Source organism: Streptomyces sp. NPDC037242 (genome assembly GCF_055604165.1).
Genome location: NZ_JBVJUY010000022.1, coordinates 87,118 through 103,088 on the forward strand (window position 1 = coordinate 87,118; position 15,971 = coordinate 103,088).

The window sequence follows — 15,971 nt, forward strand, 5'->3', positions numbered from 1 at the left end:
CATCGCCCGGGCCTGTGACCCCGGTCACCCTTGCGTTCATTGAGTTCACGGCCGGGTGCACACTGAACGCCATGCTCCGCTTCCCCCGCCCCCCACGCAGCCTCGCCGGCCAGCTCTTCGCCATGCAGGTGCTGCTGGTCGCCGTGGTCGTCGCCGGCTGCGCCGTCTTCGCCTACGCGACCGCCCGCGGCCAGGCCGAGGAGGCCGCCCGGCGCCAGGCCGGCGCCGTGGCCCGCGCGGTCGCCGACTCCCCGTCGGTCCTGGAGGCCGTACGGGAATCCGCACGCGGCACCGACCCCTCGGCCGCGCTTCAGCCCTACGCGCAGCGGGTCCGCGCCGACTCGGGCGTCGACTTCGTGACGATCATGGCTCCCGACGGGCGGCGCTGGACCCATCCCGACCCGCGGCGCATCGGGGAGCGCTTCCTCGGCAACACCGCCCCCGCCCTGCGCGGAGAGACCTTCAGCGAGACCTACACCGGCACCCTCGGCCCCTCCATCCGCGTGGTCACCCCGCTGACGGACGACGGCCGCGTCATCGGCATGGTCAGCGCCGGCATCACCGTCCGCGCGATCAGCGCCCGGCTCGCCGAGCAGCTCACCGCCCTGGCCTGGGTCGCGGGAGGCGCCCTCGCCCTCGGCGGCATCGGCACCTACGTCGTCAACGCACGGCTGCGCCGCCACACCCACGGCATGAACGCGGCCGAGCTCAGCCGGATGTACGACTACCACCAGGCGGCCCTGCACGGAGTCCGCGAAGGCCTGCTGATGCTCGACGGGCAGCGCCGGATCACCCTCATCAACGACGCCGGACGCGAACTGCTGGGCCTGAGCGGGGAGATCAAGGGCACCGGAGTCGCCGACCTCGGGCTGCCCGCGCCGCTCACCGGCGCGCTGCTCGCCGACCGGCCCCGGGTGGACGAGGTGCACCTGAGCGCCAACCGGGTCCTGGTGGTCAACAGCTCACCGGTGGCCGGCGGCGGCCGCCGGGGCACCGTGGTCACCCTGCGGGACCACACCGAACTCCAGTCGCTCGCCGGCGAACTGGATCACGAGCGGGGGTTCACCCAGGCCCTGCGCTCGCAGGCCCACGAGGCGGCCAACCGGCTGCACACCGTCGTCTCGCTCATCGAACTCGGCCGCGCCGAGGAGGCGGTGGACTTCGCCACGGCCGAACTCCGGCTCGCCCAGGCCCTCACCGACGAGGTCGTCACCGCGGTCGGTGAGCCGGTGCTCGTGGCGCTGCTGCTCGGCAAGGCCGCCCAGGCGCACGAGCGGGGTGTCGAGCTGGTCGTCACCTCGGACAGCCGCAGCCTCGCCGACGGCGCCGGCCTGCCCCCGGCCCGCGACCTGGTCACCGTACTGGGCAACCTCATCGACAACGCGGCCGACGCGGTCACCGCCGTGCCGGGGGCGCGGATCGCGGTGACCCTGCGGCCCGAGGGGGACGAACTGCTGCTGCGGGTGGCCGACAACGGCCCCGGGCTGCCCGAGGGTGTGGACGTGTTCCTCAGGGGCTGGTCGGGCAAGGGGGAGGGCCGCGGTCTCGGCCTCGCGCTGGTCCGGCAGGTGGCCGAGCGCTACGGTGGCGGGGTGACCGCCAACCAAGGGCCGGGGGGCGGCGCGGAGTTCACCGTACGCCTGCCCCTGGCGCAGGCGGCCGCGCGGGGCGAAGGCGGTCCGGCATGAGCACGCCCGAGGTGCGGGTCCTGGTGGTCGAGGACGACCCCGTCGCCGCCGACGCGCACGCGCTGTACGTAGGCCGGGTGCCCGGCTTCACCCCGGTCGGCGCCGTCCACTCGCTCGCCGAGGCCACCCGGATCCTGGAGCGGACCCGGGTCGACCTGCTGCTGCTCGACCTCACCCTGCCCGACGGGCACGGGCTGCGCTTCGCGCGCGGGCTGCGGGCCGCCGGACATCCCGCCGATGTCATCGTGGTGACCTCGGCGCGGGACCTGACCGTGGTCCGCGAGAGCGTCTCGCTGGGGGTCGTCCAGTACGTGCTGAAACCCTTCGCCTTCCCCACCCTTCGCGAACGCCTGCTGCGCTACGCGGAGTTCCGGGCGACGGCCGCGGGCGAGGCGGCCGGTCAGGACGATGTGGACCGGGCGATGGCGGCCCTGCGCGCGCCCCGCCCGGCGGAACTGCCCAAAGGGCTGAGCGCGCCGACCCTGGACCGGGTCGCCGCGCTCCTGCGGTCGGCACCCGAGGGGCTGACCGCGGCCGGGGCGGCCGAGGCGGCCGGGATCTCCCGGATCACCGCCCGGCGCTACCTGGAGCACCTGGTGGAGACCGGCCGCGCGGACCGGACCCCCCGGTACGGCCAGGTGGGCCGCCCCGAACTGCACTACCGCTGGCTGGCCGCGGCCGGCTCGGTGTCGAAGGTGTAGAACTTCCGGTGGTCCAGCATGTCCGCCGGGGTCACGTCGTTCCACGGCCGCATCGTGTCGCGCAGGTCCACGACGTTCGGGGTGCCGGCGGCGGGCAGGTAGGTGGACTGCGGGTGCCGGGCCTGCCAGTCCGCCCACAGCTTGTCCACGAAGGCGTGGTGCATCCAGAACACCGGGTCGTTGGGGGAGACGCCGGTGCCCATCTGGCCGCCCACCCACACGTGCACCCGGTTGTGCAGGTTGGCGCCGCGCCAGCCCTCCAGGTTGTTGCGGAAGCCCGTCGAGGAGCTGTTCCAGGGGGCCGTGTCGTAGACCGGCATGGCGAGTACGGCGTCCACCTCGGCCTTGGTCGGCAGCTCGGCGACGCCCGCTCCGAGCGCCCGGCGCAGGTAGTTGCGCCCGTCCACGCGTACGTTCACGTCCCACTTGCCCGTCGAGTACGCGAACGGTCCGTCGAGGACCTGTCCGTCGCGGGCCCGGCCGGTGCCGCCGAGGAAGTCGGCGGCCCACAGGGAGGAGCGGGTGGTGCGGTCGGCGCTCCAGTCCCAGTACGGGATCGCAACGCTCGCGTCCACCGCCTGCAGAGCCGCCTCGAATTCGAGCAGAAAGCGGCGGTGCCACGGCAGGAAGGAGGGGGAGCGGTGGCCCACCCGGTCGCCCGAGTCCGTGTCGGCCATGATGAAGCCGTTGTGCGTGCTGACGAACCGGTCGTAGCGCCCGGTGCGCTTCAGCTCCAGCAGCGCGTTGGTGAAGGCGCGCTTCTCCTCGGCGGTGAGCGTGGCCTGGTTCTTGCGGACGGTCATGCCGTGCCTCCCATCGGGGCGAACGGGAGGAGCGGGGCGCCCTGGAGCTCGCGCACGGCGGCGCGGGCGAGCGGCAGGGGGCTCGCGAAGGTCTCGTAGTGGTTGACCACGCTGATCCAGGTGCCGTCCGCGTTCTGCATCACGTGCAGCTCGCGGCCGTCTATCCGGACGGTGGGCATGCCGGGGGAGTGGTGGCCGCCGTGGTGGCCTCCGCCTCCCGAGGCGGGGGTTATCTGGATGCGGCGGCCCTGGTACACCTCGTCGACCTTGCCGGCGGGTGTGGCGGCGGCGCGGGAATCGGTGGTGGCGGCATGCGCGGTGGCGCCGGCGATGCCGAGGGCGGTGAGGGCACCGGCAGTGGTGCCTAAGGCCTGTCGACGGGTGATCTTGTTCATGGCCGAAGAACTATCAGGCCGGCAACGCCGGTTGACCGACATCCGGACATCAGTGGATAAGTTGCGCATAGAACGATTTGGATGATCTTCCCGTCCGGGTCGGATCCAGCGGCCCGGACGGGAAGATCTGCGGACAACATCCTACTGGCCGGTAATTCTTTCGGTCGCACGGACCGCCTATGGGAGGGGTCACACTCCAGAGTCGGCCGGAAGGTGCATCACCGTCCTATGGGTCATATTCCCCTATAGTCCCGATATGCCTCTTCATAAGACGAAGGACGCACGCGCCCGCGACGCCGAGACGGACGTGTTCGCGTCCGCCCTGAGCGGTGAGATCCTCCCCAAAAACCGGATGCCTGACGACCACTCACCCTCCGGAGTGGTCTACGAACTGCTCCGCAACGAGCTGCTCCTCGACGGCAACGCGGCCCAGAACCTGGCCACCTTCTGCACCACCTGGTCCGACGACGGCGTGCACCGCTTGATGAGCGAGTGCCTCGACAAGAACATGATCGACAAGGACGAGTACCCGCAGACCGCCGAGATCGAGGCCCGCTGCGTCAACATCCTGGCCGACCTGTGGAACGCCCCCACCGCGGACGGCCCCACCACGAGCGCCGCCACCGGCTGCTCCACCACCGGCTCCAGCGAGGCCGCGATGCTAGGCGGCCTCGCCCTCAAGTGGCGCTGGCGCGAGCGCCGCCGCGCCGCCGGCCTCCCCGCCGACCGACCCAACCTGGTGTGCGGGCCGGTCCAGATCTGCTGGGAGAAGTTCGCCCGCTACTTCGACGTCGAGCTGCGCCAGGTCCCCCTGGAACCCGGCGCCACCGGCCTGCTGCCCCACCAGCTCGCCGCGTACGTCGACGAGAACACCATCGGGGTCGTCGCCATCCTCGGCGTCACCTACACCTGCGACTACGAGCCCGTCGCCGACCTCGCCGCCGCCCTCGACCGGATCCAGGCCGAGCACGGCTGGGACGTCCCCATCCACGTGGACGGCGCGAGCGGCGGCTTCGTCGCCCCCTTCCTGCACCCCGAAGTGGTGTGGGACTTCCGGCTGCCGCGGGTGGCCTCCGTCAACACCTCCGGACACAAGTACGGGCTCGCCCCGCTCGGCGTCGGCTGGATCGTCTGGCGCGCCGCCGACCTGCTACCGGCCGACCTCGTCTTCAACGTGGACTACCTGGGCGGCGACATGCCCACCTTCGCCCTCAACTTCTCCCGCCCCGGCGGCGAGGTCATCGCCCAGTACTACCTCTTCCTGCGCCTGGGCCGCGGCGGCTACCGGCGCGTCCAGCAGGCCTGCGCCGACACCGCGCAGTACCTCGCCGGGGAGATCGCCGCCATGGGCCCCTTCACCCTCCTCTACGACGGCCGGGGCGCACTGCCCGCCGTCTCCTACACGCTCACCGACCCGGCCGCCGCGGGCTTCAGCCTCTACGACCTCTCCGACCGGCTGCGCATGCGCGGCTGGCAGGTGCCCTCGTACCCGCTGCCGGCCGACCGCGAGGACACGGTCATCCAGCGGGTCCTGATCCGCCACGGCGTGACCCGCGACCAGATCGCGCTCCTCGCCTCCGACCTGAGGCGGGCCGTGGAACACCTGACCGCGGCCCCACCGCCCACGCCGTCCGCCGAACCCCGGTCGGGCTTCCATCACTAGGGCGTGTCTGAGCTTGTCGGGAGGCGTCACCCGGGCGCCGGCCAGCGCATGCCCAGGGCCGTGAGGGCCTCGGCGCGCGCCGGGGTGAGGGAGGCGGCGCGGGAGCGCTGGTTGGCGATCCAGGCGCCGAGGCGGAACTCCTGGTCGCCGACCCGCTCCACATGCGTACGGGGGACCCGCAGGTGCTGCTCCCGGGCGTGGAACCGCCGGGCCGCCTCCAGATGGGCCGCCCACGCGGCGGCATGGCCGAGCCGCGGCTGCGGCCGCTGCCCCCCGGCCGCCGGGACCACGCCCAGCGCGTGCTCCAGCAGCCACCGCTGGGTCCCGGTCAGCCGGTCCCACGACTGCCGCTGGGTCCGCAGCCACACGCCGAGGTCCTCGCCCTGGACCACGGCCGCGCCGGGGCCGTCCGGCAGCCGCCCACCCGCCTCCAGGTGGGCCCGGGTCAGGTGGAAGGCCCGCTGCCAGGAGATCTCCCAGGCCGGGCACCAGGACGGGTCGACGGCCTCCAGAGCCTCCCGGCGCTCGGCCGACAGGGCGCCGGGCCCCTCGCGACGGGCCGCGGCCCGCTGGTTCTTGACCCACACCCCGACCGGCGCGCCGCGCCAGGTGGCGTCCACCGGCGGCAGCAGGTGCCCGTGCTCCGCCGCCCAGCCGGCGGCGGCCGCCAGCCCCTCCTCGAAGGCCACGTCGAAGTGGCTCCACACCATGCCCAGTTCGTCGAGCTGCGCCCTGCGCTCCCGGCCCAGCGCGCCGCGCCGGTTCGTGCGCCGGGCGTCCGCGATCCACTGGCCGAGCGGGAAACCCGCGAGCCCGGGCGGCCACTGCTCCCCGGCCGCTGGCACCTTGTACGCGAACGGCACCTTCAGGTCCCCGGCCGCGGCGGCGTAGATCCGGGCCGCCTCCACCCCGCGCCGCCAGTGCTCGCGCTCCGGCCGCAGGACCCGTAGCCGGATGAAGGCGGCCAGCAGCGCCGGATCGCGCGGGCTGGAGAAGCTCAACAGGGACCGGGCCCCGGCCCGCAGGCCCGCCTCCGGGGCCTCGCCCGGCCCGCTCCGCGCCCCGCGCCGGCCCGCCACCTGCGGCTGCGCCAGGGACTCCACCATGCGGGTGTCGTGCGCCCGCAGCGCCTCCAGCAGCCGCGCGAGGTCCCCGTACGCACGGGAGGTCAGCATGGTCTCCGGCGACTCGCCCGGGCCCAGCAGCACCGGAACCACCAGCGAGGCGATCTTCCCCTCGCCCGGCCGGATCCGCAGGGCCCGCCCGACCGCCTGCACCAGGTCGGGCATGGACCCCCGTACGTCGGCCCAGTACACCGAGTCGCACTCCTTGGTGTCCACGCCCTCGCCCAGCACCCGCACACTGCCCAGGAACGCCTTGTCGGCGACCCGGTAGGTCGCGAAGTCGTCCAGCACCCGCCGCCGATGGGCCGGGGTGTGCTGTCCGCACAGCCAGTCCGCCCACACGGTACGGGGATACACCGGTTGCAGGGAGCGGCTCGCGGCACGCAGCCGTGCGGCCACCGCGGGCAGCCCGGCGGCGAAGGCCTCGGCCTCCTTGGTCAGGTGGTGGAAGACCAGCGTCCGGCGGAACCCCTGCTCGGCGGCCGCCTTCACCAGCGCCGCCTGCAGCGCCGCCAGCCGAGCCCCGCGCACCGCGTCCGACCGCCCGTCCGGACCCAGCAGCACGGCCGCCTGGAACCCCGGATCGGTGACGTCCACGCAGACGACCTGGTACGGAGCGCATATCCCCCGGTCGATGGCCTCCGCGAGGGTCAGGGTGTAACAGCGCGCGCCGAACGGCCCGTCCGGGTCGTCCTCCATCGACGCCACGAGGTCGCCCCGGCCCTTGGGCGCCGCCGCCGGAGCCCCGTCGCCGTCCTCGCTCTCCTCGCCGTCCTGCCACACCCGGGGCGTGGCCGTCATGTACAGCCGCCGGACGGCCGGGATCCGGTCGTTGTCGTGAACCACCGCCCAGGGCTTGCCGATCCGCCCGGACGTACGGTGCGCCTCGTCGACGACGATCAGGTCCCAGCCCGGCAGCCCCTCGCGGTGCGCGCGTTCGACGGTGCCCAGGCCCAGCGAGGCGTACGTGGCGAAGACCGTCACCCGGTCCACCCCGCGGCCCGCCCAGCGGGCCAGCGCGGCCGGATCGGTCGTGGTGGGCACGCCCGCGTCCTCGCCGCGCAGCGAACACACCGCGAAGGCGCGCCCCGTCCGGCCGCCCTCCCGCCAGGCCGCCGCCGTCTGCACGAGCAGGTCCAGGGAGGGCACCAGCACCAGGACCCGGCCGGCCCGCATCTGCTCGGCGGCGTGCACCGCGACGAGGGACTTGCCGGAGCCCGTCGCCATGATGACCTGGGTACGCAGACCCGCCCGGGGGACCTCGCCCCCGACGGGCAGTTCCAGTGCCCGCACCACCGCGTCGACCGCTTCGCGCTGGTGGGGGCGGAGCTTCTTGCGTGCCATGCGCGTCACCTCACCCCGTGATCTGCCCGTTCACCTCCAGCCCCTATCTTGCCCCGGATTTGAATCAGGCAGCGGAGGCGGGGTGCGCGGCGGGGCAGGCCGGCGGGGAGGGGCGGCTACTTCGCCCCGAAGTTCTGCGTCCACCAGGGACCGCCCGCGCCCTGGTGGATGCCGACCCCGATGTCCTTGAAGGAACAGTTGAGGATGTTCGCGCGGTGCCCCGGGCTCTTCATCCACGCGTCCATGACCTGCTGCGGGGTCTGCTGGCCCGCCGCGATGTTCTCCCCGTACGTGGACCAGCGGTACCCGGCCGCGGTCGTCCGCTGCCCCGGGTCGGCGCCGTCGGGGTTGGTGTGCGAGAAGAAGTCCCGCTTCGCCATGTCGTCGGAGTGCCCCTGGGCGGCTGCACGCAGCTGCGAGTCCTCCTTGAGCGGACCACAGCCGGCCGCCGCCCGCTCGGTGTTGACCAGCGCCACCACCTGGGCCGCGGCGCCCTGCGGCGCGGGGGCCGGCGGGGGAGCCGGGGCGCGAGTGGTCGCCGGCGGGGTGGGGCGGGTCTGCGACGGGGTCGGTGTCGGGCTCGGGCTCGGACTCGCGGCCGACGGGCTCGGCGAGGCGGAGGCCGACGGGGAGGGGGAGGGGGACGCCGATTCGGAGGGGAGCCCGCCGCCCTCGGTGGCCGAGAGCGCGGCCATCGGGGCCGCGGGCGCGCCGCCGCCCGCCTCGGCGTCACCGCTGCCCGGCAGGGTGCCGAGGTACACCAGGCCGCCCCCCACGACACAGGCGGCGAGCGCCGCGCCGCCGATCGCGCGGCGGCGGTTCTGCCGCCGCCTGCGCAGCGCGCCGCGGCCGCCGGCCGGGCTCCCGGCCGGGCTCCCGGCCGGGGTGAGCTGCGTCGGCGCACCGGCGGCGCCCGCGTGGCCGACGCCGTCGGCGAAGCCCGCGGCCGTGCCCGCGAGGTCGAACCCGGCCGCCGCGGCCGACCGTACGCCCGCCAGCAGGGCCACCGAGACCGGCACCAGCGCCAGCCCCGCCAGCAGCCCCTCGGCCGGCATCAGACCGCCCCACAGCCCGGAGCAACGTACGCACTCCCGGGCGTGCCGGGCTATTCGCTTGCGCCACAGAGCGGAGGGCAGACCGTCCCAGCTCGCCGCCACCACCCGCAGCGCCTCGCACGGCGGCTGCGCGCCGAGCGCCCGCTCCACCACCCGTGCCGACTCCAGCTGCGCCTTCATCCGCTGCACGCGCACCGCCGTGTGCTGCGGGGACAGCTCCAGCGCTGCCGCCATCTCCGCGCGGGTCAGCTCACCGGCGCACTCCAGCCACCACAGCGACAGCAGCGCCCGGTCGTCGGGCTCCAGCCAGCGCGTGGCGCGGGCCGTCTCGCGCCGCTGACCCTCCAGGTTGAGCCGTACGACGGTCAGGTCCACGAAGTCGGCGCCCGGGTCGGCCAGCTCCCAGGCGGCCTCCAGGCCGCTCTCGCCGGGGGCGCTCTGCCGGGCCTGCCAGTGCGCCCGTACCCGGTTCATCGCGATCGCCACCAGCCAGGAGCGGAAACTCTCGTCCGCGCGCAGGCCGTCCAGTCCGTCGAGCGCACGCAGCATCGTGTCCTGGACCACGTCGTCCACGTCGCAGGACCCGTTCAGGGCCCGCCCGACGATGTTGTAGACGAGCGGCAGATAGGTGCTGACCAGGTCGTCCTGCGCGCGGGGATCGCCCGCGCGGGCCGCGGCGACCAGCGCTGCCGTGTGCTCAGTAGTCATGTGATGTTCCCTGTCCGTGCCGGCGGTCGATGATGCCCAATACCTGGGAGACCGTCGAGAGGGGCCCCGATAACACTTATCCGGAAGTCGTGTTCCCGGCCTGCGGAGGGTGGCCGTGCGAGGGGCGCGGTGCCGGGCCGCCGGGGACCGGGGCGTAGCGCCGTGCGGAGGCGTCCACCTGGGCGCTCCGCCGCAGGGCAGCCAGCATCGCATCCCCCAGTACGGTCCCCACCACCACCCGCTCGACCAGGTCCTCCGGCTGCTCCCGGAGCGCCACGTAGGCGAGGTCGGCGGCGGCGATCCGCTCCGAGGCGCCCGCGAACTCGTCCAGGAGGTCCAGGTAGTCCCCGTGGCCCACGGCGAGCATGGAGGCCATGGCGGAGGTGAGGGCCACTGTCGCCGGGTGGTCGGGCGGGATCTGCCAGCCGCGGCGGTCGATCAGCTCCTCGACCATGGCCCGGGCCTGCTCGTGATGGGCGGCGTCGGTCTCCTGCGGATAGTCGAGGTCGATGGTCCGGGCGGCCGCGCCCAACAGCTCGTGCACCGGCCGCTCGTGGTCCTCCACGGCCTCCACGACCTTGCCCACGGAGGCCAGCGGGAGTCCGCCGACCTCGGTGAGGGCGCGGATCAGGTGCAGCCGGCGGACGTGCCGGTCCCCGTAGTGCGCCTGATTGGGGCTGGTCAGCTCACCCGCGGGGAGCAGGCCTTCGCGGAGGTAGTACTTGATCGTGGGCACCGGGATGCCCGTGGTGCGGCTCAACTCGCCCATGCGCAAAGTGAATTCTCTCCTCTGTGTGGTCCCCGGGCCTTGCGCGGCCGGGGTGCGTTATGGATAGTGGAGCTATCGGTAATTGGATAGTAGAGCTATCCACTACGGGGGGAACAGTATGCGGAACCACATCGAAGGATGGCATCGCCCACTCCTCGGCCTTTCGGCCGCCATGGGGGTGCTCGCCCTGGTCAGCGCCGGCGGGCTGATCGTGGACGACCGGACACTCGTCGGCTCGCCGATCTGGCACAAGCCGCTCAAGTTCTCGATCTCCTTCGTGCTGTACGGGTCGACCCTGGCCTGGATGCACTCGCTGCTGACCCGCGGGAGACGGACGAGCTGGTGGGCGGGGACCGTCGTGGCGGTGGCGAGCCTCCTGGAGATGGTCGTGATCGTCGGCCAGGTCCTACGGGGCAGACGCAGCCACTTCAACACCGAAACCCCGCTGGACCAGATGCTGTTCAGCCTCATGGGCACCACCGTGGTGGTGCTGTGGCTGGCGACCCTGGTGATGGCGGTACTGCTCTGGCGGCAGAAGCTCGCCGACCGGGCCACCACGTGGGCGATCCGGATCGGCTCGGTCATCGCCCTCGCCGGCCTCGGACTCGGCTTCCTGATGACCCAGCCCACCGCCGACCAACTGGCCGGCCGGACCACAGGTACGACCGGCGCGCACAGCGTCGGCGTCCCGGACGGCGGCCCGCACCTGCCCGTCACCGGCTGGGCCAGCACCGGGGGCGACCTGCGGATCGCCCACTTCGTCGGCATGCACGCGCTCCAGGTGCTGCCGCTGCTCGCGCTCGGGCTGACCTTCGCGGCCCGGCGGTACGGATGGGCGGCCGACACGGGGGTGCGGCCGCGCCTCGTACTGGTGGCGGGGGCGGGATACGCCGGTCTGGTGGGCCTGGCCACCTGGCAGGCCCTGCGCGGCCAGCCGCTCACCTCGCCCGACGGCGCGACCCTGACGGCCGCCGCGGCACTGGCCGGCACCGTCGCCGCGGCGGCGGGGGCGGTGCTCGCGCTGCGGTCCCGGCGGCCGGCGGACCGGCACCGGGAGCCGGCGGGGGCCGCGGCCGGGGGCTGAGCCCCCGGGGGCGGCGGGGCGGCGGGGGGAGCGGCGGTTCCGGGGAACTCCGGTACCGCCGCTTTCCGTTGGGGTACCCGAACGCGTTCGCGGGGTCACAATGGGGGTGACCACGGGCGGGTGGGGGGCGGCATGTCGGCGTTGCCATTACGGGGTACCGGCCGGACCAGGGGCTGGATCGGCTACCTCGGAGCGGTCGGACTGGGCGCGGGCGCGGTGGCCCTCGCGGCCGTGTGGACCTCGGGAGCCTGGGCCGCCGGGATCGGCGCGGCCGTGACCACGCTCTCCGGACTCGTCGCGGAACTGATGCGCCCGGCGGAGCCGGCCGGCAACGCCCCGGGAGAGGTGCTGCGCACCCCGGCCGGGCGGATCCCGCGGCTGCGCCAGGTGCACCGGCCCGAACTCGCCGGCGCGCACCCCGCCGAGGGCCCCGGGCACCCGCCGCCCGCGTACATCGAGCGCGACGCCGAACCGCGGCTGCGCCAGGCCCTGGACGGGGCCCGCTTCGTGCTCGTGGTCGGGGAGTCCACCGCCGGCAAGACCCGGCTCGCCTACGAGGTGGCCCGTAGCCGCTACCCCCGGCACGCCTTCGTCCGGCCGCTGTCCCGCGCCGCACTGCCCGAGGCGGTACGGATCGCCGCGCGCCGGCGCCGCGCCGTGCTGTGGCTCGACGACCTGGAGGACCACCTCGGCGCGGGCGGGCTCACGGCCGCCCGGCTCGCCGCGCTCCGCCGGACCGTGGTGATCGCGACCATGCGGGTACAGGAGTACCGCCGCTACGACGCCCGTGAGGAGAGCCGGCTCACCGGCTCCGACCGGGACGCCTGGCGGGCCCAGCGCGACCTGCTGCAGAACGCCGCCGTCATCCGGCTGCCCCGCCACTGGTCCGAGCGGGAGCGCGACCGGGCCGCCGCCCATCGGGGCGACCCGCGGATCGGGGCCGCGCTGTCCGCGGGGGAGCGGTTCGGGGTCGCGGAGGTGCTGGCCGCCGGACCGGAGCTGCTCGCCTCCTGGGAGAACGCCTGGGCACCCGGCGCCAACCCGCGCGGCGCGGCCGTGGTGACGGCGGCGGTGGACTGCCGCCGGGCGGGGCTGCGCCGCCCGGTCACCCGGGACTGGCTGCGCGAGCTGCACGTCCCCTACCTGGCCGCGCGCGGCGGCGGCGACCTCCAGCCGGAGCCCTTCGCCGCGGCGATGGAGTGGGCCTGCGCGGCCGCCTACGCCACGAGCGGGCTGCTGGTCGGCAACTACGGGGCCGGCTACACGGCCTTCGACTACCTGCTGAACGCGCCGGGCCAGGGGCCGGTTCCCGATCATCTGTGGCGGGGCCTGCTGGCCCGGGTGGAGCCCGCGGACGCCTATGACATGGGGCTCGTCGCCCACCAGGAGGGGCGGCTCGCCCGGGCCGTCGAAGCCCTCGCGCTCGCCCTGCGCGGCGGGGTCCAGGGGGCCGAACTGCCGCTGGCCACCGCCATCGGGGACGCGGGTCAGCCGCGCCGGGCGGCCGCCGACCTCGCCGGGATCGTCCGGCGGCGCACGGACCGGCTCGACCCGCGGCACCCGGACACCCTGGCGGCCCGGCACCAACTCGCCTTCTTCACCGGCGAGTCCGGCAACCCCCTGGCGGCCGCGGCGCAGTTCGCGGCCCTGGCGGCGGACACCGCGGAGGTGCTGGGCGCCGACCACCCCGACACCTTGGCGACGCGGCACCAACTGGCCTACTTCACCGGTGAGGCGGGCGACCACCGCTCGGCGGCCCGGCAGTTGGAGGCGCTGCTCGCGGACCGGCTGCGCGTCCAGGGCGCCGGGCACCCGCAGGTGCTGGCCACCCGGCGAAGCCTGATCTGGTTCCGGCCCGGGGAACCGGCCGAGACGAAGCGGGCGTTGGCGGAGCTGCTGGCCGACGCCGAGGAGCGGATCGGCCCGGACGACCCACACACCCTGGCCATCCGGGGCAGCCTGGCGGCACTCGCCGCCCGCGCCGGCGCCACCGCCGAGGCGGCCGGGGCCTGGGGCGCGCTGGCGGCCGACCGGGCCCGGGTGCTCGGCGAGGGCCACCCGCACGTGATCCACTCCCGGCTGGAGTGGGCCCGGGCCCTGATCGCCCAGGGCCGCCCGGCCGAGGCCCGGGAGGTGCTGACCACCGCCCTTGCGGAGGCCGAGTCCGTACTGGAGCCGGGCCACCGGCACGTGTGGGCGGCGCGCGAGCTGCTGACCGGCGGCGCGGCCGCCGGCCGCGGGAGGGCGTAGTTTCGCGGACGACCCGGACGGCAGTTCCTGGTGCTTGTCTCCGATCCCGTGATTCGGCTGCTGGGGCGGCCTGAATACGGGGTGGCCCTCAGGCGGTCAGCTGCCGGATGGTCTTTTCGAGGGCCGAACAGACGTCGTCTGCGTATGACGCAGAGTGCGCAGTGGCCAGTTCGACGCTGAGGCGTCCGTCGAAGGTCGTGGCGATGTAGGTGGACGTGGGGGCCGGCGGTTCGCCCGGATCGGCTCCCTCGGCCGGCCTGAGATGTTCACCGAGGATGGTGCCGCGGAAGTCCACGAGGGTGAGATCCGGTGGGATGCGCAGGTCCGGGATCCGTCCCCAGTTCGTCAGCATGGTCGTGTCCCGCGCCAGCGTCACCGGTGTCCCGCTCGGTTCCGGGTCATCTGCGGGGCCGCCTGCCGAAGGCTCCTGGTCCTGGCCGGTCAGGTGGAGCTGCGACTGTTGTACGACGCCGTCGCTGATGCTCGCGTCCAGTTCGCCGAGCAGGTCTTTGGCGAGCGCCAGCGGGTCGGTGTTCGCGCCGACGGCTCGTTTGAATCCGACCGTCCCGAAGACGTTGGTCCCTGCGAGCGCGTCCACCGGCGGGCTGATACGGGTGCGCACGTCGACCGGATACATGAAGGGAACGGCCACCTCCTGCGGCCCGTCGGCGGCGACCGTGGCATGGGCGATCATCACGGACGCCGAGACCAGACCGTGGATCGAGATCCCGTTGGAGCGCCCGAGCCGGCCGAGCGCCGAGGTCGTCTCGGCCGTGAACCGGATCCGGCGATGCGCCTGCTCGGCGGGGGGCGCCTTCGCGGCCGACGACGTCGCCTCCGGCCGATCCGGCACCACCACCGGCTCGAAGAGCGCTTCCACTCCGCTGCGGCCGAGTCGGGGGACCTGCCGGTGCGCCAGGAGCGATTCCAGCGATTCCGGAATCGGGAACACACCGAGCGACGTGGGAAGACCGGTTTCGACGATGTCGGTGTAGTGACCCCACAATTCGGCGAGCAGTGCGACGGATGCGGCGGCGTCCGCGATGCAGTGGTCCGTCAGCAGGGCGACCGTCGAGCGGCCACCGCAGTGGGAGACCTCCAGGCCGATGAGTTCCTCGGTGTGGTTCAGCCTTCGGGTCGCCGATGCCGGATTCCCGTCTCCGGCGCGGATCCGAACCGCGGGGGCGGGGCGGTCGCCATCCACTACGAACTCGTGCCCCGCATGTCCGGACCGGATGTACCCGGTGAAGACCGGATGTGCTCGGCACAACGCCTCGAATGCCTCCGACAAGGCGAGGGCGTTCAACGGGCCCTCGATGACGAGGGCGTACGCCACGGTCTTCGCGGGCTCCAAGTACAGGGCCTCGGACGGAGCCAACATCCGGCCGGCCATAACCGACGAGACCGTCTCAGTCATGCGAAAGCTGTCCTTTGCTGCCTAAACGGGCATTTATGAGGAAGTCAGTCTAGGGGGTGCCGCAGGCGCACGGATTCATGTGGCAAAGAGGTGCTCAGAGCAGCGGCGCGAGGGCCCGGGTCGCCGCGTGCAGGGCGGGGGCGTACGCCTCGATCTCCTCGCGGGAGACCAGGAAGGTGACCGTGGTGACGCTGACCCCGCCGACCGGGCGGCCCGTCGGCCCGAGGATCGCGGCGCCGATGCAGCGGATCGTGGGCTCGTTCTCCTCGTCGTCGAGCGCGAAGCCCCGCTCCCGTATGGCCGCCAGCTCGGTCCGCAGGGCCTCGGGGGTGGTCAGCGTGTTCGGCGTCCGGCCCGGCAGCCCGGTGGCGGAGATCAGCTCCGCCACGTCCCCGGCCGGCAGGTGGGCCAGGACGCTCTTGCCGATGGCCGTCGTGTGCAGCGGCATCCGCATGCCGATGCGGGAGGCCGTCCGGAAGGGCTGGGTGCCCTCCAGCTTCCGGATGTAGGTGATGGTCTCCCCGCTGTGCAGGGCGAGGTGGACCGTCTGGCCGGTGGACTGCTGGAGCTCCCGCAGGATCCCCTCGATGCTCGCCGGCTCCCCGCCGCTGACCATGGCGGACAGTCCGCGGAGCCGGGGGCCCACCCCGTACCGGCTGTCGCCTTCGGAGCGTACGAAGCCCTGCTCGATGAGCGAGGCCAGGATCCGGAACGTGCTCGACTTCGGTACCGCCGCGGCGGCCGTCACATCGGCGAGCCGGTGCGGTCCGCCGGGCGCGGCCACCGCCTCCAGGATGCGCAGGGACTTCTCCAGCGCCGAGCCGGCCGTCGAGGTCCGCCCGCCGCGCGTACCGCCCGCGGCTTCCTCGGTCTCCTCGGTCTCCTTCGTCTCCTCCGTTGACACGGGGCCTCCCGCCATGTGTAGGGTCTAGACCAAATGGTTCCGCTACATGATACGGAGTTCCACTAC

Annotated in this window: 12 protein-coding genes; 5 read left to right on the forward strand and 7 right to left on the reverse strand. The window is 74.0% G+C overall.

Annotated features, from left to right (window positions below; genetic code table 11):
- Positions 1 to 71: 71 nt before the first annotated feature.
- Both ACZ7GJ_RS24925 and ACZ7GJ_RS24930 read left to right on the forward strand, forming a co-directional pair.
- Positions 72 to 1,688, forward strand: a complete 1,617-nt coding sequence (locus ACZ7GJ_RS24925) for a sensor histidine kinase (protein WP_470754823.1) — start codon at positions 72 to 74, stop codon at positions 1,686 to 1,688.
- Complete coding sequence (locus ACZ7GJ_RS24930; protein ID WP_470754824.1) at positions 1,685 to 2,389, forward strand: response regulator; 705 nt, start codon at positions 1,685 to 1,687, stop codon at positions 2,387 to 2,389. The genes ACZ7GJ_RS24925 and ACZ7GJ_RS24930 overlap by 4 nt, the downstream gene beginning before the upstream one ends.
- On the opposite strand, the gene melC2 is transcribed toward ACZ7GJ_RS24930, so the two are convergent.
- The gene (melC2, locus tag ACZ7GJ_RS24935) at positions 2,347 to 3,192 is read right to left on the reverse strand and encodes a tyrosinase MelC2 (RefSeq protein ID WP_470754825.1); all 846 of its coding nucleotides are present in this window, start codon (positions 3,190 to 3,192) and stop codon (positions 2,347 to 2,349) included. The two genes, ACZ7GJ_RS24930 and melC2, sit on opposite strands and share 43 nt — an antisense overlap.
- A complete protein-coding gene (melC1, locus tag ACZ7GJ_RS24940) occupies positions 3,189 to 3,587 on the reverse strand; it encodes an apotyrosinase chaperone MelC1 (protein ID WP_470754826.1) in 399 nt (132 codons plus the stop codon). Before melC1 ends, melC2 begins: the two co-directional genes overlap by 4 nt.
- Before the next feature lie 256 nt (positions 3,588 to 3,843).
- Here melC1 and ACZ7GJ_RS24945 point away from each other — a divergent pair, with 256 nt between their 5' ends.
- Positions 3,844 to 5,250, forward strand: coding sequence for a glutamate decarboxylase (locus ACZ7GJ_RS24945; protein WP_470754827.1), 1,407 nt, complete (start codon positions 3,844 to 3,846; stop codon positions 5,248 to 5,250).
- A 26-nt stretch (positions 5,251 to 5,276) separates the two neighbouring features.
- On the opposite strand, the gene ACZ7GJ_RS24950 is transcribed toward ACZ7GJ_RS24945, so the two are convergent.
- From ACZ7GJ_RS24950 to ACZ7GJ_RS24960, 3 genes are all read right to left on the reverse strand, one after another.
- Entirely contained in the window at positions 5,277 to 7,718 is a 2,442-nt protein-coding gene (locus ACZ7GJ_RS24950; protein ID WP_470754828.1) for a helicase associated domain-containing protein, read from the reverse strand.
- Positions 7,719 to 7,834: 116 nt separating this feature from the next.
- Positions 7,835 to 9,481: a sigma-70 family RNA polymerase sigma factor gene (locus ACZ7GJ_RS24955; protein ID WP_470754830.1), complete on the reverse strand. Its 1,647-nt coding sequence runs from the start codon at positions 9,479 to 9,481 to the stop codon at positions 7,835 to 7,837.
- A 76-nt stretch (positions 9,482 to 9,557) separates the two neighbouring features.
- Positions 9,558 to 10,250 carry a MerR family transcriptional regulator gene (locus ACZ7GJ_RS24960; RefSeq protein ID WP_470754832.1) on the reverse strand — a complete coding sequence of 231 codons (693 nt, stop codon included), beginning with the start codon at positions 10,248 to 10,250 and terminating at the stop codon, positions 9,558 to 9,560.
- 118 nt (positions 10,251 to 10,368) lie between these two features.
- On the opposite strand from ACZ7GJ_RS24960, the gene ACZ7GJ_RS24965 reads away from it, so the two are divergent.
- Both ACZ7GJ_RS24965 and ACZ7GJ_RS24970 read left to right on the forward strand, forming a co-directional pair.
- On the forward strand, positions 10,369 to 11,334 hold the full coding sequence (locus tag ACZ7GJ_RS24965; protein WP_470754834.1) for a hypothetical protein: 966 nt from the start codon (positions 10,369 to 10,371) through the stop codon (positions 11,332 to 11,334).
- Positions 11,335 to 11,466: 132 nt separating this feature from the next.
- Complete coding sequence (locus ACZ7GJ_RS24970; RefSeq protein WP_470754835.1) at positions 11,467 to 13,584, forward strand: tetratricopeptide repeat protein; 2,118 nt, start codon at positions 11,467 to 11,469, stop codon at positions 13,582 to 13,584.
- Positions 13,585 to 13,672: 88 nt separating this feature from the next.
- Here the strand turns inward: ACZ7GJ_RS24970 and ACZ7GJ_RS24975 are convergent, their stop codons facing one another.
- A complete protein-coding gene (locus ACZ7GJ_RS24975; RefSeq protein ID WP_470754836.1) occupies positions 13,673 to 14,890 on the reverse strand; it encodes a phthiocerol/phthiodiolone dimycocerosyl transferase family protein in 1,218 nt (405 codons plus the stop codon).
- A gap of 205 nt (positions 14,891 to 15,095) precedes the next feature.
- Positions 15,096 to 15,905, reverse strand: coding sequence for an IclR family transcriptional regulator (locus ACZ7GJ_RS24980; protein ID WP_470754838.1), 810 nt, complete (start codon positions 15,903 to 15,905; stop codon positions 15,096 to 15,098).
- Between the last annotated feature and the right edge of the window lie 66 nt (positions 15,906 to 15,971).

Coding starts and splice junctions, on each gene's coding strand:
- ACZ7GJ_RS24925 (WP_470754823.1), top strand. CDS start 72: ATGCTCCGCTTCCCCCGCCCCCCACGCAGCCTCGCCGGCCAGCTCTTC.
- ACZ7GJ_RS24930 (WP_470754824.1), top strand. CDS start 1,685: ATGAGCACGCCCGAGGTGCGGGTCCTGGTGGTCGAGGACGACCCCGTC.
- melC2 (WP_470754825.1), bottom strand. CDS start 3,192: ATGACCGTCCGCAAGAACCAGGCCACGCTCACCGCCGAGGAGAAGCGC.
- melC1 (WP_470754826.1), bottom strand. CDS start 3,587: ATGAACAAGATCACCCGTCGACAGGCCTTAGGCACCACTGCCGGTGCC.
- ACZ7GJ_RS24945 (WP_470754827.1), top strand. CDS start 3,844: ATGCCTCTTCATAAGACGAAGGACGCACGCGCCCGCGACGCCGAGACG.
- ACZ7GJ_RS24950 (WP_470754828.1), bottom strand. CDS start 7,718: ATGGCACGCAAGAAGCTCCGCCCCCACCAGCGCGAAGCGGTCGACGCG.
- ACZ7GJ_RS24955 (WP_470754830.1), bottom strand. CDS start 9,481: ATGACTACTGAGCACACGGCAGCGCTGGTCGCCGCGGCCCGCGCGGGC.
- ACZ7GJ_RS24960 (WP_470754832.1), bottom strand. CDS start 10,250: ATGGGCGAGTTGAGCCGCACCACGGGCATCCCGGTGCCCACGATCAAG.
- ACZ7GJ_RS24965 (WP_470754834.1), top strand. CDS start 10,369: ATGCGGAACCACATCGAAGGATGGCATCGCCCACTCCTCGGCCTTTCG.
- ACZ7GJ_RS24970 (WP_470754835.1), top strand. CDS start 11,467: ATGTCGGCGTTGCCATTACGGGGTACCGGCCGGACCAGGGGCTGGATC.